This window comes from Cyanobium sp. WKJ7-Wakatipu, from assembly GCF_024345355.1.
GTDB classification, from domain to species: Bacteria; Cyanobacteriota; Cyanobacteriia; order PCC-6307; family Cyanobiaceae; genus Cyanobium_A; species Cyanobium_A usitatum.
In genome coordinates this window covers 1-23,535 of sequence record NZ_JAGQAY010000019.1, presented here as the reverse complement: position 1 = coordinate 23,535, position 23,535 = coordinate 1, and the positions used below count along the sequence as shown (strand labels likewise).

The window sequence follows — 23,535 nt, the reverse complement described above, 5'->3', positions numbered from 1 at the left end:
CCGAGGTTGGGCGCGATCGTAGCCAGCGCGGCCAGCCCAACTCACCTAGGCAGGATCGGCTTGAAACGGCGTGGCCCAGCGGCTGCGGGTTTCCTTGTTGAAGGGCGGCAGCCAGCGCTGAATCAGGGCCTGCTCTAAGGCGCGGCGCGGGCGGATGGCGGCGGGCACATCTAACCAAAAGCGGATGCTGGTTTGGCAGCCCAGGCCCACTTTCAGCAGGGCTTCGCTGTAGGAGGCGAGGTAGGCCTTGCAGTCGTGTTCGCCTTTCCAGCGCCGATCTGCCTGGCCGGTTTCACCCACATAGAGCAGCAGGGGCTGGCCAAGACCGGCGGGCCGATCTGTCACCAGATAGAGGGCTGCACCCTGTTGGGGTGCGGCGGGCCAGCGCCAGAAGGAAAGGGCCTGGGGAGTGAGCTGCAGGGGGTTGAAGGCCTTGGCTATCTCTTCAGGTGTTCCGGGGCTACCGGCAAACAGCGAGACCTGTATGGCACCACCAGCTTGGTTGCTCCACAGGGGCTGCTGGTGGGCGGCGAGGCGGGTCTGCCAGTCCAGCAGCTGCGAGGCTTGCAGGGGCAGATCAGGGGTATCGGCGCGGCCAGTGCTCCCAAGCTGGCTGGCCGTAAACAACTCGCCTTGACGCGCCATCGCTTCAGGCCCCGTTGCTGGTTTGGCCTAGGCGGGTATTGCCCTTGCCGCCTGGGGGCAGTGCTGGCCCGGCAGGGCCTTGCTTGAAGCTCACCTTGCCAATCCAGCTTTCCACCAGGTCGGCGGGAAATTGCAGCCGCTGTTGCAGATCTGCCAGATCGCGAAAGGGGCTGCGACTTCGTTCCCGCAGCAGTCGGCTGAGCCTGGGCGGATCGAGCCCCAGCCCTGCTATCACCTGGCTGGAAGCCTGGTTGAGATCCACCCGGGTGGCCGGTTGCAAAGGCGCTGCTGGCTCGCCGTACCAGCGAAATTCCAGCAAAGGCAGCCAGCGGCGCACCAGCGCATCGGAGAGATCCAGCACCCGTTGCAGGTCGTCGGCGCCGCTGAGCTGGATGCCGCCCGCCTGCAGCCGCAGCAGCAGGTCCACCTGATCGGCAGCGATGCCCGGCAGCCGCAGCCAGTCGGCCGCGGTGGCGCGATTCACATCAAGCCGCCAGCCCAGGGCAGCGGCCCGGCCTACGGCCTCAGCATCTTCAAGCCTGAGGGAAGGGTTGTGTTGCAGCTTCAGGGCCAGCAGCTCCTGCTCCACCAGCTCTTGCTCAACCAGCTCCCTCTGGACCCGCTCCCGTTGCCGCTCCGCCGCTGCATCGGCAGGTACAGCAGGGATCTGTGCTGGTGGGATCTGGCCAGTGGCCCTCAGCAGCTGACGCGCCAGGGGATCCAACCAGTGCCGCTTGGCCATGGCGGAATGCCACCGAATCAAAAACGCCTCAAACCTAGCGGGGGCCTCACTCTTGAGGCCAATCGATTAAGCCCCAGCGCAGGCCGAGCACGGCCGCGTGGGTGCGGTCGCGGGCCTGGAGTTTGCGGCAGAGGGATCGCAGGTGAGTTTTGGCCGTGTCGGCGCTGATAAACAGCCGCTCGCCGATCTCGATGTTGGTGTCGCCTTCGGCCACCAGGCTGAGCACCTGGAGTTCGCGCCCAGTCAGCGGTTCTAGGGGGCCCCCCTCGCCTGGTCCGCGGCGAAACAGCTCCGTCAGACTGCGGTCTACGTAGACCCCGCCGCCGCTGATCGCATGCAGGGCGGCCATGGCACTGCCCAGCCCAATGCGGGACTCCACCAGCAAGCCGTCGCAGCCGGCCTCGATCGCTGCTTGGATCTCGCTCTGGCGGTGCTCCTGGGTGATCAGCAACAAGGTGTGCAGGCCGGGCCAGCGTTGCTTGATTTCCAGCAGTAAGGAGATTCCCGACCCCTGCTCCAGGGTGTCGCTGAGAAACACCATCGAGGGCCGGTGCCGCTCCACCAGTTCCAGGCCGGCGGCCTCACAGGTGGCGGCACCCACCAGGTGCTCCTGGCCGATCAGGCCGCCCACAAAGCAGCTGAGCAGGGCCCGGTTGCCGAGGCAGGCCACCAGGCGGGCATCCCGCAGCAGGTTGTTGATCTGGCTGGTGTTGCGGCGGATCTGCTCAAGCTTGGGCGTGAAGTCCATCGGCGCTGAAGGCTGGGCTGGGGGCCTGCATTGGCGCCATCCTGGCCAGCTCCGCTCGATCCGCCAGGGGCAATACGCCTATCCGCACTCCCCAGGGGTGCCAGGCATCACCAGAATCTGCAAACGCTGCGCTGCCAGGGTTATGGCGTTTTTTGAATCCGAAATCGTTCAGGACGAAGCCAAGCGGCTGTTTGGCGATTACCAGCAGCTAATGCAGCTGGGTAGTGAGTACGGCAAGTTTGATCGTGAGGGCAAGAAGCTCTACATCGAAAAGATGGAGGACATGATGGAGCGCTACCGGGTGTTCATGAAGCGCTTCGAGCTCTCCGAAGACTTCCAGGCAAAGCTCACCGTGGAGCAGCTACGCACCCAGCTGGGCCAGTTCGGCATGACACCCGAAACGATGTTCCAGCAGATGCACCAGACCCTGGAGCGCATGAAGTCTGAGCTGGAGGCCACGGCATAGCGGCTGCCTACGATCTCGCCACAGAGCAAGGCGGGTCGCAGTTCGAATGACAACAGCGCAGCCTCCAGAAGAGCAGCCTCCAGAAGATCAGCCGCCAGCAGACCAGCCACCTACCGGGCTGCCTCCTCTGCCGGCCTGGCTTGAGCGGGGAATGGCGGATCTGTTCCCCGCCGGCAGCGGTGCCGGTGCCTGCAGCGACCCAGACCAGCAGCTAGCCGCTCGCCTGGAAGAGGCCGAGCGGGCCGGGCGGCCCTTGCGCATCAAGCTCGGCATCGACCCCACCGGCTCCGATATCCACCTGGGGCACTCGCTGCTATTCCGCAAGTTGCGGGCCTTCCAGGATGCCGGCCACATCGCCGTGCTGATCATCGGCGACTTCACCGCCCGCATCGGCGATCCCACCGGTAAGAGCGCCACCCGGGTGCAACTCAGCGCTGCTGCGGTGGAGGCCAATGCCGCCACCTATCTGCAGCAGCTCGGTCAGGGCCAGGACCCCGAGCGCGCCCTGCTTGATTTCGAGACTCCTGGCCGGCTGGAGGTGCGCCGCAACAGCGAGTGGCTCACCGGGCTTGACCTGCCCCAGGTGATTGAGCTGCTGGGCATCAGCACCGTGGGCCAGATGCTGGCCAAGGAGGACTTTTCCAATCGCTACGGCTCGGGCGCCCCCATCTCCCTGCACGAGTTTCTTTATCCGCTGCTGCAGGGCTACGACTCGGTGCAGGTGCAGGCGGATCTGGAGCTGGGCGGCACTGATCAAAAGTTCAACGTGGCCATGGGCCGCGACCTGCAGCGTCACTTCGGTCAGCGCCCCCAATTCGGCATGCTGCTGCCAATCCTGCCGGGCCTCGATGGCGTGCAGAAGATGAGCAAAAGCCTGGGCAACACCGTGGGCCTCGCCGAAGACCCACTTTCGATGTACTCGAAGCTTGAAAAGGTTCCAGATGCGGTGGTCGACGACTACCTAACCCTGCTGACTGATCTGGATTTGGCGGGTCTGCCGCAGAACCCTAGGGAGCGTCAGAAACTGATGGCTCTGGAGATCACCCAGGCGCGCCATGGCGGGCCGGCGGCGGCGGCGGCCCAGGTGGATGCAGCCAAGCTTGTAGCCGGTGCCGCGGGTAGCGGTGCCGCCGCCGCCGAGGTGCCGGAGGCCTCGCTGGCGGCGGTGAATTTCCCCGCCAAGGCCTTCTACCTACTCAGTGCTGTGGGCCTCTGCGCTAGCAGCAGCGAAGCCCGCCGCCAGATCCAGGGCGGCGGCGTCAAGCTCGATGGCGAAAAGCTCGCCGATCCAAACCAGGAGTTTGCCGGCCCGGAGGTCCTCGCCGGCAAGGTGCTGCAGCTGGGCAAGAAGACCTTTAGGAGGCTGGTGGCGGGCTGAGCGCTACCACCGGCAGCGCCTACCTGCTGCCCTCCTACCTGGTGCCCAGTAGATCGTCCCAGCTCGGGCCCTGGGCTGCAGCTGCATCACCGGAGCTGACGCAGGGAATGGTGATGCCCGCATCGCCCCAGAGGTGCCAGGCAGGTAGGGGGCAGCAGGCGCCCGGCTCAAGGCTGAGGGTCACCGGCATGGGAGTGGAATCGGAGAAGGCCATGGCCACGGCTCGCACTGCCTAAGCCTGGGCGCTGGCATAGGGCCCTCAATGCAGCGCTGATGCCATCGCCATGTCGTCTGGAAGACGCCCTCCCTAACCTGCAAGCAAGCTGCCAGCGGCCCTTGCTTGAGCCCAGTGATCAAATCATCGTGGCCCTCGATGGCATGGCGCCAGAGCAGGCCATGGCCTTTGCGTCTGCCGTGCCTGAGCTGCGCTGGGTGAAGGTGGGCCTGGAGCTGTTCGTGGCTGGCGGGCCGGATGTGGTCCAGCAGCTGCGCGACCAGGGCAAGCGGGTGTTCCTCGATCTCAAGTTCCACGACATCCCGGCCACCATGGCCGGCGCCTGCCGCAGCGCCGCCCGCCTCGGTGCCGAGCTGATCACGGTGCATGCCAGCGCTGGCAGTGTGGCCCTGGGCGCGGCCCAGGCGGCGGCGCTGGAGTCGGCTGCGGCGGTAGGCCTGCCTGCCCCCACCCTGCTGGCTGTGACGGTGCTTACCAGCTGGGAGCAGGCCCGTTTTGCATCCGAGCTGGCCATTGAGGAACCGTTGTCCGCTTACGTGCCACGGCTGGCCCAGCTGGCGGCGGCGGCTGGCATCGCCGGCTGCGTCTGCTCCCCGCTGGAGGTGGCCGCCCTGCGGGCTGCCCACCCGGAGCCCTTTGCCCTGGTAACCCCCGGCATCCGCCCGGCTGGAGCGGCCCTGGGGGATCAGCAGCGGGTGCTGACGCCCGCCCAGGCCGTCGCCGCCGGTGCCAGCCAGCTGGTGATCGGCCGGCCGATCACGGCGGCGCCAGATCCAGGTGCGGAGTTTGCTGCCTGCTGTAGAGAGCTCTTAGGCCACCACGCTTAGGCAACCAGTGAGCGCTGGGGTATGAGCTGGGCGTAGAGCTTCTCGAGGGCGTCGATGTTGCCCTCAAGGGTGTAGCGCTCCAGGGCCCGCTCCCGGGCCCGGCGGCCCAGCTCGGCGGTAAGCACCGGCTGATCGCGCAGCACCGGGATCAAGGTGCGCAGCTGGGTGGTGACGCCCTGGGTACTGATCACGATGCCGGCGCCCCCCTCCAGTACCTCGCCGTCGGCGCCGGCGTCGGTGGCGATGCAGGCGGTGCCGCTGGCCATGGCCTCCAGCAGGGCCAGGCTCAGGCCCTCCACCAGGGAGGGAAGCAGGAAAACCTCGGCTAACTGCTGGAAGGCCACGCGTCGCTCCAGGCTGGGCTCATAGCCCCACCACACCAGATCTGGTTCATCTCCAGGGGCCTGCAGCGCACTGCGCAGGGGGCCATCGCCCACGATCACCAGCACGCAGCCGGCGGGTCGCACTAGCCGCCAAGCCTTGATCAGGGCCTCGACGTTTTTCTCAGTGGCCACCCGGCCCATGTACAGGAAGACGCGCCGGCCCGCAAAGCGCTGGCGCAGCTCCTGCAGGTCTGGGCTGGCAGCGGCGGCCAGCGATGCCGGCTGCCACATGGTGGTGTCGACGCCGTTGGGGATCACGGCCAGCCGCTCGGCCCGCACCCCCAGGCGCAGCAGCATCTCCGCCTGCAGCTCCGAAAACACGATCACCCGATCAAATTTGGCCAGGGTGGGCCCATAGAGCTGGTAAGTGAGCTGCTGGGTGCCGGCGGTGAGGTTGCGCAAGCTGGCATCGAAGGCCGGATGAAAGGTGGCCACCACCGGCAGCCCCAGCTGCTGGCAGAGATCGGGTAGGCGGAAATCGAGGGGGGACAGGGTGAGGCTGGCGTGTACCAGGTCGGGCTTGAGTCGCTCCAGGGATTCGCGCAATTCCCGCTGGGCCCCCAGCGATGGAATCGTGTACACCTGAGACTTCACCAGGTAGGGCAGGGCCACTTCCGGGCCGCCGCCATTGCTGTCGCCTTGGTTATCAGCGTCCGGCAGGGCATCGCTGGAGCGAGCCAGGCTGCCGGGGGGTGTGTCGAAGTGGATAAAGCTGATGCCATGGCCGCGGCTGCGCAGCGCGTGGGTCGTGCTCAGTCCGTAGGTGACGTTGCCGCAGAACGGTGTTTTCTTGCCCAGCCAGGCAATGTGGGCCACCAGGGCTCGCGCGTCCGGAGACCCACGCTACCAGCGCTTCCAGGGACGCTCCAATAAGGCCGCCAGCAAGGCAATGGCTGCCAGGCCCCAGAGCACGGGCAGCAGCCCGTATCTGCTCACCACCGCCCCGGCCAGCACCAAAGGCAGGCTCAGGGCCACGTTGATCAGGTTGTTTTGCAGGCCAAACACCTTGCCGCGCAACTCTTCGGGTGTTTCTTCCTGGATTGTGGTTTGGGCGGGAATCGCCAGCAGGGCTGAGCCCACCCCCAGCACGCCGCAGAGCAGCAAGGTGAACACCAAATTGCCGCGCAACTGACCCAGCAGCACCAGGCTCCAGCCGATCGTGCCCAGGCCCGTGGCAGCCAGGTGGCGGCGGTTGAGCCCCTGGCCCAGCTGGGCCACGGCCAGGGCCCCAATGGCCAGGCCCAGGCCGCTCATCGCCAGCAGGGTTCCAAACTGGGTGGGGCCAAGCCCGGGGATAGCTGCCGCCAGGCTGATCGCCAGCACGTAAAGGGCGGCAAGCAGGCTGTAGAGCAACACCAGCTGCACCATGGCGCTGAACACCCGCGGCCGCTCCCGCAGCACCTGAAGCCCCTCGCCGATCTCTTGCCAAACGGTTGTGCGGCTCGGTGCCCGAGGCGGCTCCTGCCAGCGGATTCGGCTGATGGCTACGGCCGCCAGGCCATAGCAAAGCGGCAGCAGCAAAAATTCACCGCCGCTGATGCCGATTCGTTGCAGGCCCAGGTTTAGGAGCCGCAGGATCGGATCACCCAGGGCAAAGCCGACGATCGTGGCGGCCATGCTGGTGGCCTGATAAAGCGAGTTTGCTGCCAGCAACTGGTCGCTTGGCACCAGCTGGGGTAGGGCTGCTTGTTCGGCCGGCGCAAAAAACTGGGTGAGCACCGACTCGAAAAAGGTCATCACCACCAGACCCCAGTAACCCCAGCTCAGCCCCAGCCACTCGGGGCCCTCCACCAGGCATAGGGGAGCTAGCAAGACCAGCAACGCCCGCAGGCCGTTGGAGGCCACCATCACGCCCCGCTTGGGCCAGCGGTCGGCCCAGACCCCGGCGACAGTGCCCAGCAGCATGGCTGGAATCGTGTTGGCCACGTAGATCCCCGTGGCCAGCAGGGTGATCATCTGGGCCCGGGTCTCGGGCAGGTCCAGCCGGATTGCCGAGGCGGCTTCCGCCAGGGCTGGGTTGGCCTCAGGCGTTCCCTTCACCCAGGTCTGGGCGATCAGGAACACCATCAGCACGATGTAAAACTTGTCTGCCAGCTGGGAAAAGATCTGGCCAAGCCAGAGCCAGCGGAAATCGGGCAGCGCCAGAACGCCCTGCAATCCGGTGGCGTTGGAACTGCCGCTCAAACTGGCTCGTATTGCTGCTGACTCGTCATGATGGCGCAGTCCCGGCTGCAAGGCCGGTGCGCAGCAGCCGAAAGGCCCGGGGTTTGCGGCTGAGATGCTCCTGGCACCAGTGCTCCACCAGCTCCAGCAGGTGCAGCCACACCGGCAGGGGGCCCATTAGTTCGCCATCGCGCCGGCGGGGCAGGCTGGGCCGCAGCAGCCGTTGCAGCAGGGCCAGTTCGGATGCATTGAGCACCACCCGTGCCCCCGGCACGCCACCGATCACCAACCCTTCGCTCGGCACCAGGCTGCAGCGCCAATCCCAATCGCCCACGGGTGGATCCAGGGGCTCGCCACTGCGGCTGCAGCAGCCCAGTGGTAAGGCGTAGCCGCCGAGGGCCAGCAGGTGGACGCTGCCCTGCACCGCGATTGCCAAGGCTTCTAGGTCGCAGCCCCGCTCCCGCACCAGGGCGTCGAGGCGGCCCAGCTGCATCAGTAGGTCTCCCAAGATGCCGGCTGAGGGTGCGTCGCTTGGCACCAGGGCCAAACAGAGCTCCATCAGGGCCTGGGCGGCGGCGAGGGCCTCAAGCTGCTGGGCCAGGCCGCTGTAGCTGCGCAGCACCTTCAGTTGCCGCACCCGTCTCAGGCCGCTGCGACCGCCCACCTGCAGGCGTAGATGGCTCAGGGGCACGGCGGCGGCCAGGCTGCTGCGGGGTCTGCGCGCCCCCGGTACGGCCAGCCGCACCACCCCCTCCTCGTCGCTGAGCAGGGTGAGCAGCCTGTCGTTTTCGCCCAGGGGCCGGCAGCTCAGCGCCAACCCTTCGAGGCTTTGCTCCGGCACTTTTGCTTCAGCCCCGCATCGCCTGGGCCAGGGCCACGCCGCGGCTGGTGCCGAGCCGGGTGGCGCCAGCCTCCACCAGGGCGAGGGCCTGCTCCAGGTTGGCGATGCCACCGGAGGCCTTGATTGCTGCCCGACCGCGGGCCAGCTGGCGCAGCTGTTCGATGTGGTCCACCGTTACCGCTGGTCCGAAGCCGCTGCCGCTTTTAAGGAAGCGGGCGCCGGCATCGATGCTGATCTCCACCAGCAGGGCCAGGGAGTCGGGATCGAGCCTGCCCACCTCCAGGATCACCTTCACCGGCAGGCCCAACTCGCAGATGGCGGCGAGTTCGTCGTGAATCGGCGTGCTCTGCCGGTCCGCCAGGGCGCCGAAATCGGGCACCACATCCAGTTCGTCGGCGCCGGCCTCAGCCGCTGCCACCGCTTCGGCCAGCTTCACCGCCGCCGGCACGGCGCCGAAGGGGAAGCCCACCACGGCGATCAATTGGGGGCTGGCGCCCTTGCCCTCAAGGGGCAGCTGCTCCCTGGCGCTGGCCACCCAGCGGGAGGCCACGCACACCCCGGCAAAGCCGAAATGGCGGGCTTCCTCGCAGCACTGGCGCACGGCGCTGCTGCCGTGGTGGGGATCCAGCAGGGCGTGGTCGATCAGGGGGGCTAGGTCTGGCCGGTCGGCGCTCATGCGTCTTTGGCCTGGATTACCCCGAAGCCGCCATGGTTGCGGTGATACACCACTTGGATCTGGCCACTTTCGGCGTCGCGGAAGACGTAGAAGTCGTGGTCGATCAGCTCCAGCTGGTGCAGGGCATCGTCGATGCTCATCGAGGGCATGTCGTAGTACTTGCGCCGTACGCCCGGGCTGGGCAGTTCGGGCTCCTTGCCGTCCACCAAGCTGCTACCAGGTGCCGGCAGATTGGCGGCGGCGCCGGCCTCCTCATCGCGGGCGGAGCGATGCACCGGCCCCTGGGCCTGCTCCTGGATGCGGTCCTTGTAGCGGAGCAGCTGGCGGCTGAGCTTGCTGGCCACCAGGTCGATGCTGGCGTAGAGGTTGTCGCTGCGCTCCTGGGCGCGGATCACGGTGCCATTGGCAAACATCGTGACTTCAACCGTTTGCTGCGGCACCCGGGGATTGCGGGCCACCGACAGGTGCACATCGGCCTCTTTGACGAGGCCCTCAAAGTGTTGAATGGCGCGGGTCAGCTTGGTTTCGGTGTACTCCCTAATGGCGGGAGTGACGTCAAGATTGCGGCCATGGATCAGCAGTTTCATCAGATGGCAACCGCCTCCGGTCTTCTGGTGCACCAACGCTAAGAACGGCTTGTGATATCACCCAACCTCGATGCAATCCTTTTTGAAGCGACGGGTCCGGTGCCGTTTGAACGGGCCTGGGCGGTCCAGCGCCAGCTGCAGCAGCGGCTGCTGGACTATCCCGAGGGCCCTGACACCGTGGTCCTGCTTGAGCATGAGCCCTGCTACACCCTGGGCCGCGGCGCATCGGAGGCCTTTCTGCGCTTCGATCCCGCCGCACCGCCCCTGCCCCTGCACCGCATTGACCGTGGCGGCGAGGTGACCCACCACGCCCCGGGCCAGCTGGTGCTCTACCCAGTGCTGAATTTGCAGCGCCACGGCGCTGACCTGCACCTGTATCTGCGCCAACTCGAGCAGGTTGTGATCGATGTGATGGCGGGTCTGGATTTGCGGGGCGAGCGGATCGATGGGCTCACCGGGGTGTGGCTGGAGGGCCGCAAGCTGGCGGCGATCGGTGTGGGGGCCAGGCGCTGGATCAGCCAGCACGGCCTGGCCCTGAATGTGGATTGCGACCTGGCTGGCTTTGCGGCAGTGGTGCCCTGTGGACTCCGTGATCGGCCCGTGGGGCGTCTGGTGGATTGGCGGCCGCAGCTCAACGCCCAGCAGCTGCGCCAGCCCCTGTTGGATGCTTTTGCCAGCCGTTTCGGCCTGGTGCTGCGGCCATCCAATCCCCAGGATGGGGTGTTCAAGCTGTGACTGCTGAGCCGCGCCGCTGGCGGCAGGAGTAATAAACAGGACCCTTCCTGGCGCCGTTAGGTCGCGGACGCCGGTCCAAAGGGTGTTAACACTGCTGGCAAGCACTACCGCTTCCACCGCCGTGGCCCGCGCCGCCTCCCCCGCTGAAATCCATTGGAGCGGCAGTCGCCGCGATCGCCAGGCCCTGGCCCAGCGAGCCGACTGGAGCGGCCTCACCGGCCTGGAGCAGCTCTGGCCAGTGCTTGCGGCGCGCCACGGCGAGGCCCTGGCCCTGGAGGCTCCCCATGCGGCCATGCCCGAGCAGCTCAGCTACCGCGAGCTGCAGCAGCGCATCGAGCAGGCCGCGGCGGCCTTTGCCGGCCTGGGTGTGGGCGCTGGCGAGGTGGTGGCCCTGTTTGCTGAAAACGGTCCCCGCTGGCTGCAGGCCGACCAGGGACTGATGCGGGCCGGAGCTGCAAATGCGGTGAGAGGCAGCGCCGCTCCTGTGGAGGAGCTGGCGTACATCCTTGAAGATTCCGGCGCTTGCGGCCTGGTGGTGGAATCGGCCGCCCTGCTTGCAAAGCTGAAACTCTCCACTGAGACAAGGGCGCGCTTGCGCTTTGTGGTGCTGTTGGAGGGGGAACGGGATGCGGGGGCGGCGCCAGGATCCTGTTTCAGTTGGGGCGAACTGCTCGAGCGCGGGGCGGCGGCGTTGGCCTGCGGCACGCCGGCCCCGCCACCACCGGCTGATGGGGCCCGCCTCGCCACGATTTTGTACACCTCTGGCACCACGGGGCAGCCCAAGGGTGTGCCCCTGAGCCACTCAAACTTGCTGCACCAGCTGCGCCACCTGGGGGTGGCCGTGGCACCCAAGCCCGGCGACCGGGTGGTGAGCGTGCTGCCGATCTGGCACTCCTACGAGCGCAGTGCCGAATATTTCCTGCTCGCCTGCGGCTGCCGCCAGACCTATACAACCCTCAAGCAGCTGCGCGCCGACCTGCAGCGGGTAAAACCCCACTACTTAATAAGTGTGCCGAGGCTGTGGGAGGCACTGCTCTCTGGCTTTGACGATGCCCTGGCGGCCGTGCCGGCCTCGCGCCAGCGGCTACTAGGCGTGGCCCTCGCCAACAGCCGCGCTTTTGGCCGCTGCCGCCGCCAGGCCCTCGACCTCACCCTTGCGCCGGAGGCCTGGCCGGCTCGGCTCGGCGCCGCGGGGCTGGCCTTGCTGCGCTGGCCCCTGCACCGGCTGGCGGCGTCGTTGCTCTGGCCGAAGCTGCGCCAGCAGCTGGTGGGCGGCCGGCTGCGCACGGCGATCAGTGGTGGCGGTGCTCTGGCCATGCACGTGGATGGCTTCTTCGAGGCCATCGGCATCGAGCTGCTGGTGGGCTACGGCCTCACCGAAACCAGTCCCGTGCTCACCTGCCGGCGCCGTTGGGCCAACCGCCGCGGCAGCGCCGGCCAGCCCCTGGCGGGCACCAGCCTGCGGATCGTTGATCCCGAATCCGGCGAGCTGCTGGCCCTGGGGCAGCGGGGCCGGGTCCTGGCCCGGGGCCCTCAGGTGATGGCGGGCTACTGGGGCAAGCCGGAGGCCAGCGCGGCTGTGCTTGATAGCGAAGGCTGGTTTGACACCGGCGATCTGGGCCATTTGCTGCCCGACGGCTCCCTGGTGCTCACCGGCCGGGCTAAGGACACGATCGTGCTCAGCAGCGGCGAAAACATCGAGCCCGGACCCCTCGAGGAGGCCCTGGTGGCCAGCCCCTTGATCGAGCAGGTGCTGGTGGTGGGCCAGGACCGCAAGCAGCTCGGCGCCCTGGTGGTGCCCAAGGAGGCGGCGGAGTCAAGCGATCTGGCCCTGTTGCGGGCTCTGACGCGGGAGTGCAACCGGCTGCTGGCCGCCCGCCCCGGCTCCCGCCCCGACGAACGCCTTAGCGGTGTGGCCTTGGTGGAGCCATTCACGCTCGATAACGGTCTGCTCACCCAGACCCTCAAGCAGCGCCGCGACCGGATTACGGCCCGCGACGCTGCGGCGATTGAGTCGATCTACGCACCCCGCTGAGGCTTGTGGGTGCGGTGCGGCGAACCGGCGGTTGACCCTGGTGCGCCTTGCTGACAGCCTGAGCGCTGATTTACTTCCCCCATGGCTGACGGCTCCCTCACGATCAAACGCACCATCACCGTGCGTGCCGTGGTTACCCCCCGTTGGAAGGAGGACGCCGAGCGAGAGCTAAGCAATGCCATCGCCAATGTCGACGCCCAGTTGTCCCAGCTAGAGCAGGAGGGTCAGCAACTGGTAGACGAGATCCGCCGCCAGAGCGCCAACCCCCTCGACCCCCGGGTGCAGGAGCAGGTGGCTTCAGTGCAGCAGCAGGTGGCGGCAAAGCGCGCCGAGCTGGAGGAGCAGAAGCGCCAGATGCTGGAGCAGCAGCGCCAGGTGCGCGACCTGGAAATGGAGCAGATCGTGGAGCAAGGCCAGATCGAGAGCGTCTGCGATGTGCAGGTGGGCGACAACCTGGTTGAGAAGTTGCAGGCGGCTGTGCTGGTGCGCGATGGCGTGATCGAGGCCATCGAGGCCGGCTGATCCCCCTGGCGGGAGCCGCGTAAAATCAGCTCATTACACCTTTCGAGTCAGGCAATAAGGCAATCACAATCAACTCGCTTACGGTTGCGGCAGGAGTGGCTGCAACCGCCATTACCCGACTGGCACGGAACGATCAGAAAGCAGCATCAGCACTTTCCTTGGATTTGGCGGGGAAGATTGTGACTGTGCTGGATTGTGGGATTGAGGATTTATTGGAGGTTGTTAAGGAGTAGTTCTCAATCAGAACTGCTTTTCCAAAGCATCGGCAACAACCGCCTGAATCTTGTTCCCCAAATCCTCTCTCGACCATTCCTCAGAAATCATCTCGGTCTGCTGGAGCACCAGGTCAATCGCTGCTGCCTCTTGATCGGGCGGATACTTGTAGCGTTTCAGCAGCGCCTTGATCATCGTTCGCAGTCGTGCCCGAACATTTTCTTTGTATTGCCAATCGATGCTGAGGTTGCCCCTGAGTTTTTCTGCCAGTTCCCGTGCCATCTTCATCAGCACCTCATCCCCCATCAGATCGTGTGCTGACTGGTTGTTCGACAGGGCGTCATAGAAGGCAACCTCGGCAACCGACAACCCCATCGCCGCCACTTTCTCTGCTTCATCACGGAACTGCTTTGCCATCGCAATCAGTTCCTCAATCACCTGTGCCGCCTCGATGGAGCGGTTGGCGTATTTGTTCAGCGATGCCTGGAGCAGTTCACTGAATCGCTTCTGTTTGACCACGTTGGTCTTGAAGCGGGTCTGAACCTCCTCTCTCAGCAACCGCTGGAGCAGTTCAACCGCCAGGTTCTTCTGGGGGATCTTGCTGACCTCTGCCAGGAACTGATCCGACAGGATGCTCAGATCAGGTTTTTGTAGACCTGCGACCTTGAAGACATCAGTGATTCCATCTGCGACCAGGGCGTCAGACATAAGTTGACGCAACTCAAAATCAACATTTTTAGGGGCACGACCATCTCCTTCGTCGCCATCACCTTTGATCAGTGGTGCTCGGATTGCCTGAAGGAAAGTCACCTCATCATTGAGTGCCATCGCTTGATCAAGCGTTCCGCACAGAGCAAATGCTTTGGTCATCGCCAGCACGGTGTCGCAATACCGCTTCTTTCCTTCTGGTAGTTCAAGGATGTGATCCAGGCAGTTAGGCAGCAGTGCCATTGCTGTCTTGGGATCCTTGAACCCACTCCAGTCAATGGGATGGAGCAGGTCACGGGCAACTTGGAGTTTCTCCTTGAGAATCCGCAGCGCCTCACTGGTGTCAATCGTTGGAGCGCCCTTTCCTTTCGATGCCGTGTAGGTCGATAGTGCTTCTTTGAGTTGGGGGGCGATGCCGATGTAATCGACCACCAGACCGCCAGGTTTGTCTTTGAAGACCCTGTTCACTCGGGCAATCGCCTGCGCCAGGTTTGCCCCCTTCATCGGTTTATCCACATACATCGTCGCCAGACAGGGCGCATCAAACCCCGTCAACCACATATCCCGCACCAGCACGACCTTCAACGGGTCAGCAGGATCTTTGAACCGCTTCTCCAGATCCTTCTTCTGTTGCTTGGTGGTGTGGTGCGGTTGGAGGTATTGCTCATCCGATGCCGATGCCGTCATCACCACCTTGATGGCACCTTTTTTGGGGTCGTCGTCGTGCCAGTCAGGGCGCAGAGCAATGATGGCGGCATAGAGGCGAGCACAGATATCCCTACTCATCGCCACGACCATCGCCTTGCCTGGTTGGGTGCGTGAGCGTTGCTCAAAGTGGGCAATCAAATCTGCTGCCACTTGCTTGAGGCGTGGTTCAGCGCCCACCAGTGCTTCCAGTGCTGCCCACCTGCTCTTTGCCCGTTCAGCAGCAGGAATGTCGTCTTCATCTGAGAAGAGGTCATCCACCTGCTCATCCACCTGGGGCAGCAGTGGTTCCTTCAGCGCAAGTTTTGCCAGGCGTGATTCGTAGTAGATCGGCACCGTGGCACCGTCTTCCACTGCCTGCTGAATGTCGTAGACGGAGACGTAGTGCCCGAAGACCGCCTGAGTGTCACGGTCGTCTTGGGAGATGGGCGTTCCCGTGAAGGCAAGGAAGGTTGCTTCAGGCAGGGCATCCCGCAGTGCCTTTGCCAACCCGTATTTGATCTCCCCTGTCTTGGTGTCGAAGCGACCCTTGAACCCGTATTGAGTGCGGTGTGCCTCATCGCAGATCACCACGACGTTGTGGCGTTCGGTCAGGGCAGGGAACTTGTCTTCCCCATCTTCAGTTGCGAACTTCTGGATGGTGGTGAAGATGATGCCGCCGCTGGGTCTGTTGCCAAGCAGTTCCCTGAGTTCCTGGCGACTGTCTGCCTGCTTTGGGGATTCACCCAGCAGATCGCCCGCCCCAGCAAAGACCCCGAACAGTTGCCCATCGAGGTCTTGGCGGTCGGTGACCATTACCAGGGTGGGGTTCTCAAGGCGTGGATCGGTGAGCAACTTGCCCGCCAGACACGCCATCTCAATGCTCTTGCCTGCGCCCTGGGTGTGCCAGACCACCCCACCCTTCTTATCGCCATCAGGTCTACTTGCTTTGACCACGCTTTCCACTGCTGCTCTGACAGCGTGGAACTGGTGGTAGGCAGCGATCTTTTTGATGATCTGCCCGTCTTCCTCGAACAGACAAAAACGACGAACGAACTCCAGCAGTCGCCCCTTATCGAAGATCCCTCGCACCAGGGTCTCCAGGTCACGATGGTTGCCCAGCGGATCGAGGTGGTTCTCCCCTTCGATGGTTCTCCATCGCTGGAACCGTTCCCGATCAGCACTCAATGAACCCAACCGTGCCTGGATGCCATCGCTGATCACCAGGAGCACATTGGGCGTGAACAGGTCTGGGATGTCTTGCTTGTAGGTCTGGAGTTGGTTGAACCCTGCCCAGATGTCTGCCTTCTCATCAGCAGGGTTCTTCAGTTCGATCACCGCCAACGGCAGACCGTTGACGTAGACCACCACATCAGGGCGGCGGTTGTGCTTGGTGCCCTGGATCGCCAACTGATTCACGACCAACCAGTCGTTGGAAGCAGGGTCATCGAATCCGATGACCTTGAGACGGATGCCGACCTGCTGGTTCCCATCCATATAGGTGATGGGCAAACCCTGGGTCATCCAACGATGGAAGTTGCGATTGGATGCCAGCAAACCTGGCACATTGGGATTCGCCAGTTGGAGCACCGCTGACTCGATGGTGCTCGCTGGAACTTCTGGGTTTAGGCGCTGGAGTGCTGAACGAAGGCGACCCGTGAGGATGACCTGCCTGAAGTCAGTGCGTTCAGGTGTGGTGCCGTCGGGTGCGAGATCTGGAGCAAAGGCATAGGCGTATCCCAGTTCCTGGAACCACTCAAGGCACTGCTGCTCCAGATGGTCTTCTGTGATGAGTGCCATCAGACACCAACCTCCTCAAGTATCTTCTCGGCATCAGGTATTCGGATTTCACCTGATATGAGTCTGGGAAGGAGGGCATCACGAAAATCAGATAAGCAATGAGTTTCCTGTTGACCACACTTTATTGACGAGAATATTGGCGCAGCAGTATCGCAAAACGCCCGAGCAATGGTCTCAGGTGGCACTACAAGCGGCATATCTCTAAGTATTTGCGAGTTTACCGCAGTGGCAATAGACGATGTGCTGCCGAGCGAATGGTAATCGTATTGAGACAAGAGGCAGTATGTGTATTCAGACCCTGCGCCCTTTGTCAGCGATGAAAAATGAGCAATCGCTTCATTGGTAAGCATTTCGCTCCCAGTGATTGCGACTCTTCCTATTGTAAGTTTGAAACTCAAGACAGCAGTATCTGGCGGCACGATTTTTACGTTGAACTTTTCAACCGCCTCTCTTGTAAGACTTTCAGAAGTTCTATCCGCGTATACTCCTACTTCACCCAGGTCTCGGATTGACAACCAAGGCATATCAACTTTGCTTGTGGAGAACCACTGAGATTCCTTTCTTGGGGGTGTCTTGCCTATCGAAATGTCATATTGCTTGCCTGCTGACTGAACATTCCACCCACTTGGAATCTCACCCAGTTCCGAATCCTCAAATGAATCTGGGAATAGGTCGCTGATCTCATCAGGTAATCCAGTTGAGCGACCTTCTGCCTTCGCTCTGACTGGATCGAAATCCACAAACCACGACTTGAAGAGCGCCTTTGCCATCGCCTCCAAGGTTTCGTTCGCCTTGCGGTTCAGTTCGATCTTGTCGTCAAGGGTTCCGAGGATATGAGCGATTGCCTTTTGTTCTGCCTTTGGAGGGAGATCAATCTGTAGTTGCTTCAGTTCTCCAAGGGAAAAGTTTGCCTGAACCGACTGAACAACCTTTGATTGGGCAACCTGTATTCGTGTTGTATCCCTAAGGGAGTAATACAGAAATCTGGGTTCTATCAGCGAGGTATCTGGTCGAACCAGCGCCACTGCCTGGTTTGTATTCATTTGCCCGTTCTCTCTGCTCACAAGAGCAACTCTTCCTATCGTTCCTGCGATGCTGAAAAGCACATCATCCTGCTGAATCCTTGATCTCCCAAGGAGTTCGTCAGTGCTCGAATCGATGAATGCGAACTTATCAGGGATCAAACGCCCTGATTCAGATATTGATTCGACTTTCACAAAGGGGATTCCACTCTTAGAAAATCCACCTCCTATCGAAGTGGGGGTAGTTCCTTTAGTCACCAAAGTGGTTACACAGTCAATAGTCGTTTTCTCCCACTCAGAACTCATATCCCAACCTCCTCAGATTCTCGGCAATCTGCTGATCCAACTTCGCTCCCTCTTCTTGCTGTTGCTTGAGCAAACCAGTGAGGCGCTTCATCTTCTCCTCAAACCCTTCGCCATCATCTTCAATATCTGCTGCTCCCACATAACGACCAGGCGTGAGCACAAAACCATTCTTCTCGATCTCTTCTAACTTGGCGTTGTAGCAGAATCCAGCGACATTCTCATAAGCATCAGACACCTCTCCATCTCCACGCCAGGCGTGAACGGTATCTCCAATCTTGGCAATATCCTCATCCGTCAACACCCGCTCAACCCGTGTCTTCATCGTGCCCATCTGGCGAGCATCAATAAACAGCGTCTCTCCACGACGATCACGACCACGCTGGGTCTTGTCATTGGTCAGGAACCACAAGCAAACAGGAATCTGAGTGTTGAGGAACAACTGTGCTGGCAGTGCCACCATCACCTCAACGACATCACCCCGCACCATCGCTTCACGAATCTGCCCCTCACCGCTTTGGTTGGAACTCATTGATCCATTTGCCAGCACTACGCCTGCTTCCCCGCCAGGGCGTAGTTTCCAGAGCATATGTTGTAACCACGCATAGTTGGCATTGCCTACAGGTGGTCGCCCATAAACCCAGCGTGGATCACTCTCATATTTCTCACCGCCCCAGTCGGAAATGTTGAACGGTGGGTTAGCGAGGATGTAGTCGAACTTTTGATCAGGGAACTGATCTCTGGCAAAGGTGTCGGCAGGTTCCTGACCCAGATCCGCAGCAAACCCCCGAATCGCCAGGTTCATCGCCGCCAACCGCCAGGTGGTGGGGTTGCTCTCCTGCCCGTAAATCGAGGCATCATCCCGCTTGCCACCGTGCGCTTGGATGAACTTTTCGCTCTGAACGAACATTCCACCTGAACCACAGCAGGGGTCATAGATCCGCCCCTTGTGGGGTGCCAGAACAGCGACCAGCGTTTTGACGACGTGAGCAGGCGTATAAAACTGACCTCCTTTCTTGCCTTCTGCGCTGGCGAACTGACCCAGGAAATACTCGTAGACCTCCCCCAGCACATCACCTGATCGCTGGTCGTCGGCAAATCCAATGGTGGAGATCAGATCCACCAGTTCACCCATTCGCCCAGGTTCCAGTTGGGCAGCACCAAACCGCTTATCCAACTTGCCCCGCAGCGTTGGGTTCTCGTTCTCGATGGCAACCAGTGCCTTGTCGATCAGTTGACCAATATCAGGTTGCTTTGCCCGTGCCCGTAGCGATTCCCATCGAGCATCAGTAGGCACCCAGAACACGTTCTCTTGGGTGTAGTAGTCACGGTCTTCCAGTGCTGCCTGGTGATCGGCAGGGTCATCCCCCAGGTAGAAGTCGGATTCAGGGTTGGAAACCGTCTGAAGCACCTTGCCTTGCTGAGCAGCAAAGGTATCTGAGATGTATTTGAGGAAGATCAGACCCAGAACCAGATGTTTGTATTCCGCCGCATCCATCTGGGCACGAAGTTTGTCGGCACTTGCCCAGAGCACTGCCTTGAAATCCTTGGCGGGTGCTTCCTTCTTCGCCCTGCCACGACCGTTGCCTGCTGCTGGTGCTGAGGGTGCCTCATAGCGACTCCCACCCTCGATGCCCTCTGCCAGTCCAATCGCACCACCACGCCCTCTGCCCTTGCGAACCAGACCCAGAGCAACCAGGCGTTCCTTGATCTCTTCGTAGTCCTCTTCGCTGATCTCCCGCTCTGCTGCCTTGCTGAGTGCCTCTCGTGCCGACTGGTTCCCGATGTTGCTGCCATCACCAGGGAGCACCTCCAACAGCAGGTCACTCAGATCCACCTCCTGGTCTTCGTCTGTATCAGGTTCCTGGATCAGGGAGTCGGTCACTCGGTCTTGTCACTTCCGACCATTTTCGCCTACAGCACTGGTTTTTGCCCGTTATGCAGAGGTCGCATGGTTCTTGGCGACTGCCTTTGCGATAAGGGACTCAATGGACTCCTTGACCTCACCGCCTCAGCGTGAGTAGTACAGGTGTATCTGCTCTTGTGCGATGCCTGCTGCCGTTCCTGTTCCGCCTGCCACCCCCGCTGAAGAGTGGGAGTTCCTTGAGTGGAATGTCCTGAAACCATCCCGCTCCTCAAGCGTCTGTATCACCTGCCAGCACTTCCGCTACGAGGTCGGCAGGCACTGCGTCACTCTTCTTGCCTGTCCGATTCACCAGGGACTGATTCCTCAGGGGGAGCACCTGACCAAGCGGTGCTCTCAGTGGGTTGCTCGGCAGGAGGTGGCGGTTGGGTGGTGTCCTGAGGGTGGGTAAGGACCGCAGACCCTGTGCTGACCACCTTCTCGGGGATTTCCCTGCGTCTTAGAGTCACCTCACCACCCATCCCTGCTCCTCCTCCGCTGTTGGAGAAAAGTTGGAACAGGGGTTGGAACACCTCCTCAAAAGGCAGACGGGCACTGGTTTATGGCAACCCACGAAATCTTCATGCCGGCCCTCTCCTCCACCATGACGGAGGGCAAGATCGTGGAGTGGCTGAAGCAGCCAGGCGACAAGGTTGAGCGTGGTGAGTCCGTGCTGGTCGTCGAGTCGGATAAGGCCGACATGGACGTGGAGTCTTTCAATGAGGGCTACCTGGCGGCTGTGTTGATGCCTGCCGGCGGCACGGCGCCGGTGGGCGAAACAATTGGCCTGATCGTCGAAACCGAGGCTGAGATTGCCGAGGTGGCAGCCAAGGCCCCAGCGGCACCTGCTGTCGCCCCTGCCCCAGCTGCTGCACCTGCACCCTCCGCACCCGTAACCCCACCTCCTGCGCCTGCAACAGCCCCTGCCCCTGCAACAGCTGTGGCGGCTCCGGTGGTGGCTCCCGCGTCGACGGCCAGCGGCCGAGTGGTGGCCTCGCCGCGGGCCAAGAAGCTTGCCTCCCAATTGGGTGTCGATTTGGGTGCCCTGCGCGGCAGCGGTCCCCACGGCCGCATCCAGGCGGAAGACGTGATGGCTGCCACTGGTCAGCCGATCACGGTGCCGCGGGTTGCTGAGGGATCAGGCCCCGCCTACGCACCTGCCGCTTCCAATGGTGCAGCCGCGCCTGCCCCAGCTCCCGCCGGCGATGCCTTCGGCCGGCCCGGTGAGAGCGTGAACTTCAACACGCTGCAAAACGCGGTCAACCGCAACATGTTCGCCAGCTTGGCGGTGCCCTGTTTCCGGGTGGGATACACAATCACCACCACCAAGCTCGATGCTTTCTACAAGCAGGTGAAGCCCAAGGGCCTCACGATGACTGCCCTGCTGGCCAAGGCCGTGGGCGTGGTGCTGGCGCGCCATCCCCAGGTAAATGCAGCCACCAGCGCCGATGGCACTGCCATGGCTTTTCCCGCCTCAGTGAATGTGGCCGTGGCCGTAGCCATGGAAGACGGCGGCCTGATCACACCGGTGCTGGCCAACGCCGATAAGACCGATATCTATGCCATGGCCCGCAACTGGGCCGACCTGGTGGCGCGGGCCCGCAGCAAGCAGCTCCAGCCTGAGGAATACAGCACTGGCACCTTCACCCTCTCCAACCTGGGCATGTTTGGTGTGGATCGCTTCGACGCAATCCTGCCCCCAGGCACCGGCGCCATCCTGGCGGTGGCCGCCTCCCGGCCCGCAGTGGTCGCTGGCAAGGACGGTTCGATTCGGGTGGCCAATCAAATGCAGGTGAATCTCACCTGCGACCACCGCACTATTTATGGCGCCCAGGCGGCTGCCTTCCTCAAGGATCTGGCTCAGCTGATCGAGACCAACCCAGAAAGCTTGGCGTTCTGAAGCTTATCGGGATGAAGCAGCCTGTGGCCCAACCATTGCTCCGCAGGCTGTTAGGCAAGCCTCTGCCTCGCGCGGATGCCTCCGCTCAGCGTCTGCCCAGTGTGCAGGCTCTGCCGATTCTTTCCTCAGATGCTCTCTCCTCGGTGGCCTACGCAACCGAGGCTGCGCTTGGGGTTCTGGTGTTGGCCGGCAGCCAGGCCCTGGGCCTGTCGCTGCCGATCACCGCAGCGATCGTTGTTTTGATCGCCATTGTGGTGTTCTCCTATCGCCAGACGATCGAGGCCTATCCCCAGGGAGGTGGCTCCTATGTGGTGGCCCGCGAAAACCTGGGCACCGGTCCTTCGCTGGTGGCGGCAGCAGCTCTTTTGGTGGATTACACCCTCACCGCGGCAGTGAGTCTGATGGCAGGTACTCAAGCCCTCTCCTCGCTTTTGCCAGCCCTGCTCCCCTACGAGGTGCCCTTGGCGCTGCTGCTGCTCCTGGCTGTCGGATGGGCCAATCTGCGGGGCCTGCGCGAAGCCGGCCAGGCGTTCACCGTTCCCACCTACGCCTTTGTGGTGATGGTGGCGCTGCTGGCGCTGTTCGGCCTCCACAACCTGGTGTTTGCCCATGGCTTTACGCCCGATGCGCCACCGGTGATCCGGGCGGTGGAGCCCCTAGGACTGTTTTTGCTGCTTCGTGCCTTCAGCTCTGGCTGCTCTGCGATGACTGGAATTGAAGCCATCGCCAATGGAGTTTCGGTGTTTCGTGAACCGGCGGCTCGCCGGGCCCAGGCCACCTTGTTGGTAATGGGGGTAATGCTGGCCGCCATGTTCCTGGTCGTCAGCGGACTTGCATTCCTCTACGGAGTGGCTCCTGATCCGGAGCGCACGGTGCTGGCCCAAATCGGCATGAGGGTGTTTGGCGCCGGCAGTCCAATGTTCTGGGCATTGCAGATCACCACTCTGCTGATCCTTACCCTGGCGGCCAACACCGCCTTTGCGGGGTTCCCCCGATTGGCGGCGATGCTGGCCCATGACCGCTTCCTGCCCCGTCAGATGGGCTGGATTGGCGACAGGCTTGTATTTCAGAACGGTATCGCCGTGTTGCTGGTGACCACCGCTCTGATCATCCTCGTGTGCCGGGGTGACACCAGCGTGGCTGTGAACCTCTATGCCTTGGGCGTGTTCCTGGCCTTCACCCTTTCCCAGGCGGGCATGGTGGTGCGCTGGTGGCGGCTACGGGGCGCTGGCTGGCTGGGTCGAATGACGATGAATGCCTTGGGAGCACTCACGACCTTGGTGGTGCTGCTGGTGATCGTGGTGGGAAAATTTGCCGAGGGGGCCTGGATAGTGGTGATTGCTATCCCGCTTCTGGTGTGGCTGCTGGCTCGCATTCGGGGCCGCTATTACCGGGTTTATGCGGCTATTTCCCTGCCAGCCGAGGCACAGGGCACAGTGCGCTTGCCTGATCGACGCGACCCCGTGGGCAACTGCAGCATCGTCTGGATTCCTTCACTGTCACGTCCATCACTTGACGCCCTGCGCTACGCCGCCAAGGTGTCGGATCAGGTGATTGGGGTGTGGGTTCGCTCCGAGGAGGACGACCCTGCAATGATCCGCCGCGACTGGCAGCGGCTAGTAGGCGAGTCGCCCGGAATCCAATTGCATATCTTGGCAAGCCCCTTCTCCTCGCTGGTTGATCCTTTTGTGGCATTCGTGGCGTCTGAGGAGCAGCTTCACCCAGACGTCACCCACACGATTGTGATGCCGATGGCGATACCTCGTTACAGCTTTGATTCGCTACTTCTCAATCAACGCGGCATCAATATGCGGGTACCTCGAAATTTACGAGATTTGCCAGCCTCTGATCACCATAAAAAAATGCCTTTCGGCATCGTCGCAGCAGATCAAAAGTGCTCAAGCAATGCAATATTGTCGGCAAATTGATTCGTACTGGATACTGCTTAGGCAATAGTCAGGGTGTTAGTTGATCGTTGGAGATAGCGCAGGAAATTGAATGTTAGATTTTTTAGGGCCC

The 23,535-nt window shown here is 62.5% G+C and carries 21 protein-coding genes; 9 read left to right on the top strand and 12 right to left on the bottom strand.

Translation table 11 applies throughout. The features are described from left to right. Window positions 1-45: 45 nt before the first annotated feature. From KBY83_RS10865 to KBY83_RS10855, 3 genes are read right to left on the bottom strand one after another with little or no spacing between them, the layout of a single operon-like run. A complete protein-coding gene (locus tag KBY83_RS10865) occupies window positions 46-645 on the bottom strand; it encodes a GIY-YIG nuclease family protein (protein WP_255019552.1) in 600 nt (199 codons plus the stop codon). A 4-nt stretch (window positions 646-649) separates the two neighbouring features. Next, a complete protein-coding gene (locus KBY83_RS10860; RefSeq protein ID WP_255019551.1) occupies window positions 650-1,387 on the bottom strand; it encodes a type II secretion system protein GspK in 738 nt (245 codons plus the stop codon). A 46-nt stretch (window positions 1,388-1,433) separates the two neighbouring features. Continuing rightward, window positions 1,434-2,135: a response regulator transcription factor gene (locus tag KBY83_RS10855; RefSeq protein ID WP_255019550.1), complete on the bottom strand. Its 702-nt coding sequence runs from the start codon at window positions 2,133-2,135 to the stop codon at window positions 1,434-1,436. Window positions 2,136-2,277: 142 nt separating this feature from the next. Here KBY83_RS10855 and KBY83_RS10850 point away from each other — a divergent pair, with 142 nt between their 5' ends. After that, window positions 2,278-2,601 carry a DUF1825 family protein gene (locus KBY83_RS10850; RefSeq protein WP_106502272.1) on the top strand — a complete coding sequence of 108 codons (324 nt, stop codon included), beginning with the start codon at window positions 2,278-2,280 and terminating at the stop codon, window positions 2,599-2,601. A gap of 151 nt (window positions 2,602-2,752) precedes the next feature. Further along, window positions 2,753-3,979 carry a tyrosine--tRNA ligase gene (gene tyrS / locus KBY83_RS10845; RefSeq protein WP_255019573.1) on the top strand — a complete coding sequence of 409 codons (1,227 nt, stop codon included), beginning with the start codon at window positions 2,753-2,755 and terminating at the stop codon, window positions 3,977-3,979. A 34-nt stretch (window positions 3,980-4,013) separates the two neighbouring features. Here tyrS and KBY83_RS10840 read toward each other — a convergent pair whose 3' ends face one another. Beyond that, window positions 4,014-4,193, bottom strand: a complete 180-nt coding sequence (locus KBY83_RS10840) for a hypothetical protein (RefSeq protein ID WP_255019549.1) — start codon at window positions 4,191-4,193, stop codon at window positions 4,014-4,016. Between the two features lie 122 nt (window positions 4,194-4,315). Between KBY83_RS10840 and pyrF the strand changes: the two genes are divergently transcribed. Further along, window positions 4,316-5,041, top strand: a complete 726-nt coding sequence (gene pyrF, locus KBY83_RS10835) for an orotidine-5'-phosphate decarboxylase (RefSeq protein ID WP_255019548.1) — start codon at window positions 4,316-4,318, stop codon at window positions 5,039-5,041. Here the strand turns inward: pyrF and KBY83_RS10830 are convergent. The 5 genes from KBY83_RS10830 to hpf are packed head-to-tail and all read right to left on the bottom strand — an operon-like array spanning window position 5,038 to window position 9,691. Further along, entirely contained in the window at window positions 5,038-6,240 is a 1,203-nt protein-coding gene (locus KBY83_RS10830; protein WP_254942324.1) for a glycosyltransferase family 4 protein, read from the bottom strand. The genes pyrF and KBY83_RS10830 overlap by 4 nt on opposite strands. 27 nt (window positions 6,241-6,267) lie before the next feature. Then, entirely contained in the window at window positions 6,268-7,608 is a 1,341-nt protein-coding gene (locus KBY83_RS10825) for an MFS transporter (RefSeq protein ID WP_255019547.1), read from the bottom strand. A 25-nt stretch (window positions 7,609-7,633) separates the two neighbouring features. Next, a complete protein-coding gene (gene recO, locus KBY83_RS10820) occupies window positions 7,634-8,428 on the bottom strand; it encodes a DNA repair protein RecO (protein WP_255019546.1) in 795 nt (264 codons plus the stop codon). A gap of 7 nt (window positions 8,429-8,435) precedes the next feature. Beyond that, window positions 8,436-9,104: a deoxyribose-phosphate aldolase gene (deoC, locus tag KBY83_RS10815; protein ID WP_255019545.1), complete on the bottom strand. Its 669-nt coding sequence runs from the start codon at window positions 9,102-9,104 to the stop codon at window positions 8,436-8,438. Beyond that, window positions 9,101-9,691: a ribosome hibernation-promoting factor, HPF/YfiA family gene (gene hpf, locus KBY83_RS10810; RefSeq protein ID WP_255019544.1), complete on the bottom strand. Its 591-nt coding sequence runs from the start codon at window positions 9,689-9,691 to the stop codon at window positions 9,101-9,103. Before hpf ends, deoC begins: the two co-directional genes overlap by 4 nt. Before the next feature lie 54 nt (window positions 9,692-9,745). Between hpf and lipB the strand changes: the two genes are divergently transcribed. The 4 genes from lipB (at window position 9,746) to KBY83_RS15525 (ending at window position 13,216) form a co-directional block, all read left to right on the top strand. Further along, window positions 9,746-10,426 carry a lipoyl(octanoyl) transferase LipB gene (gene lipB / locus KBY83_RS10805; protein WP_255019572.1) on the top strand — a complete coding sequence of 227 codons (681 nt, stop codon included), beginning with the start codon at window positions 9,746-9,748 and terminating at the stop codon, window positions 10,424-10,426. Window positions 10,427-10,547: 121 nt separating this feature from the next. Further along, window positions 10,548-12,461 (top strand): AMP-binding protein, encoded by a 1,914-nt coding sequence (locus KBY83_RS10800; RefSeq protein WP_255019543.1) that lies wholly within the window; start codon window positions 10,548-10,550, stop codon window positions 12,459-12,461. An 81-nt stretch (window positions 12,462-12,542) separates the two neighbouring features. Beyond that, the gene (locus KBY83_RS10795; protein ID WP_255019542.1) at window positions 12,543-12,983 is read left to right on the top strand and encodes a YlqD family protein; all 441 of its coding nucleotides are present in this window, start codon (window positions 12,543-12,545) and stop codon (window positions 12,981-12,983) included. A gap of 32 nt (window positions 12,984-13,015) precedes the next feature. Next, complete coding sequence (locus tag KBY83_RS15525; RefSeq protein ID WP_396093876.1) at window positions 13,016-13,216, top strand: helix-turn-helix domain-containing protein; 201 nt, start codon at window positions 13,016-13,018, stop codon at window positions 13,214-13,216. 7 nt (window positions 13,217-13,223) lie between these two features. Here the strand turns inward: KBY83_RS15525 and KBY83_RS10790 are convergent, their stop codons facing one another. Genes KBY83_RS10790 through KBY83_RS10780 form a run of 3 tightly spaced genes read right to left on the bottom strand, consistent with a single transcriptional unit; the run spans window position 13,224 to window position 19,598 of the window. Then, the gene (locus tag KBY83_RS10790) at window positions 13,224-16,388 is read right to left on the bottom strand and encodes a type I restriction endonuclease subunit R (protein WP_255019541.1); all 3,165 of its coding nucleotides are present in this window, start codon (window positions 16,386-16,388) and stop codon (window positions 13,224-13,226) included. Further along, on the bottom strand, window positions 16,388-17,716 hold the full coding sequence (locus KBY83_RS10785) for a restriction endonuclease subunit S (protein ID WP_255019540.1): 1,329 nt from the start codon (window positions 17,714-17,716) through the stop codon (window positions 16,388-16,390). Before KBY83_RS10785 ends, KBY83_RS10790 begins: the two co-directional genes overlap by 1 nt. After that, window positions 17,706-19,598, bottom strand: a complete 1,893-nt coding sequence (locus KBY83_RS10780) for a class I SAM-dependent DNA methyltransferase (protein ID WP_255019539.1) — start codon at window positions 19,596-19,598, stop codon at window positions 17,706-17,708. Before KBY83_RS10780 ends, KBY83_RS10785 begins: the two co-directional genes overlap by 11 nt. A 580-nt stretch (window positions 19,599-20,178) precedes the next feature. Between KBY83_RS10780 and KBY83_RS10770 the strand changes: the two genes are divergently transcribed. Next, entirely contained in the window at window positions 20,179-21,516 is a 1,338-nt protein-coding gene (locus tag KBY83_RS10770) for a dihydrolipoamide acetyltransferase family protein (protein ID WP_255019537.1), read from the top strand. 11 nt (window positions 21,517-21,527) lie between these two features. Then, entirely contained in the window at window positions 21,528-23,444 is a 1,917-nt protein-coding gene (locus KBY83_RS10765; protein WP_255019536.1) for an APC family permease, read from the top strand. The last annotated feature ends 91 nt before the right edge of the window (window positions 23,445-23,535 follow it).

What these genes read in the sequence shown, in the direction of transcription:
- tyrS (WP_255019573.1), top strand. Translation starts at nt 2,753, where the DNA reads ATGGCGGATCTGTTCCCCGCCGGCAGCGGTGCCGGTGCCTGCAGCGAC.
- KBY83_RS10860 (WP_255019551.1), bottom strand. Translation starts at nt 1,387, where the DNA reads ATGGCCAAGCGGCACTGGTTGGATCCCCTGGCGCGTCAGCTGCTGAGG.
- KBY83_RS10785 (WP_255019540.1), bottom strand. Translation starts at nt 17,716, where the DNA reads ATGAGTTCTGAGTGGGAGAAAACGACTATTGACTGTGTAACCACTTTG.
- KBY83_RS10850 (WP_106502272.1), top strand. Translation starts at nt 2,278, where the DNA reads ATGGCGTTTTTTGAATCCGAAATCGTTCAGGACGAAGCCAAGCGGCTG.
- KBY83_RS10840 (WP_255019549.1), bottom strand. Translation starts at nt 4,193, where the DNA reads ATGGCCTTCTCCGATTCCACTCCCATGCCGGTGACCCTCAGCCTTGAG.
- KBY83_RS10795 (WP_255019542.1), top strand. Translation starts at nt 12,543, where the DNA reads ATGGCTGACGGCTCCCTCACGATCAAACGCACCATCACCGTGCGTGCC.
- deoC (WP_255019545.1), bottom strand. Translation starts at nt 9,104, where the DNA reads ATGAGCGCCGACCGGCCAGACCTAGCCCCCCTGATCGACCACGCCCTG.
- KBY83_RS10770 (WP_255019537.1), top strand. Translation starts at nt 20,179, where the DNA reads ATGGCAACCCACGAAATCTTCATGCCGGCCCTCTCCTCCACCATGACG.
- KBY83_RS10790 (WP_255019541.1), bottom strand. Translation starts at nt 16,388, where the DNA reads ATGGCACTCATCACAGAAGACCATCTGGAGCAGCAGTGCCTTGAGTGG.
- KBY83_RS10865 (WP_255019552.1), bottom strand. Translation starts at nt 645, where the DNA reads ATGGCGCGTCAAGGCGAGTTGTTTACGGCCAGCCAGCTTGGGAGCACT.
- hpf (WP_255019544.1), bottom strand. Translation starts at nt 9,691, where the DNA reads ATGAAACTGCTGATCCATGGCCGCAATCTTGACGTCACTCCCGCCATT.
- KBY83_RS10855 (WP_255019550.1), bottom strand. Translation starts at nt 2,135, where the DNA reads ATGGACTTCACGCCCAAGCTTGAGCAGATCCGCCGCAACACCAGCCAG.
- KBY83_RS10765 (WP_255019536.1), top strand. Translation starts at nt 21,528, where the DNA reads ATGAAGCAGCCTGTGGCCCAACCATTGCTCCGCAGGCTGTTAGGCAAG.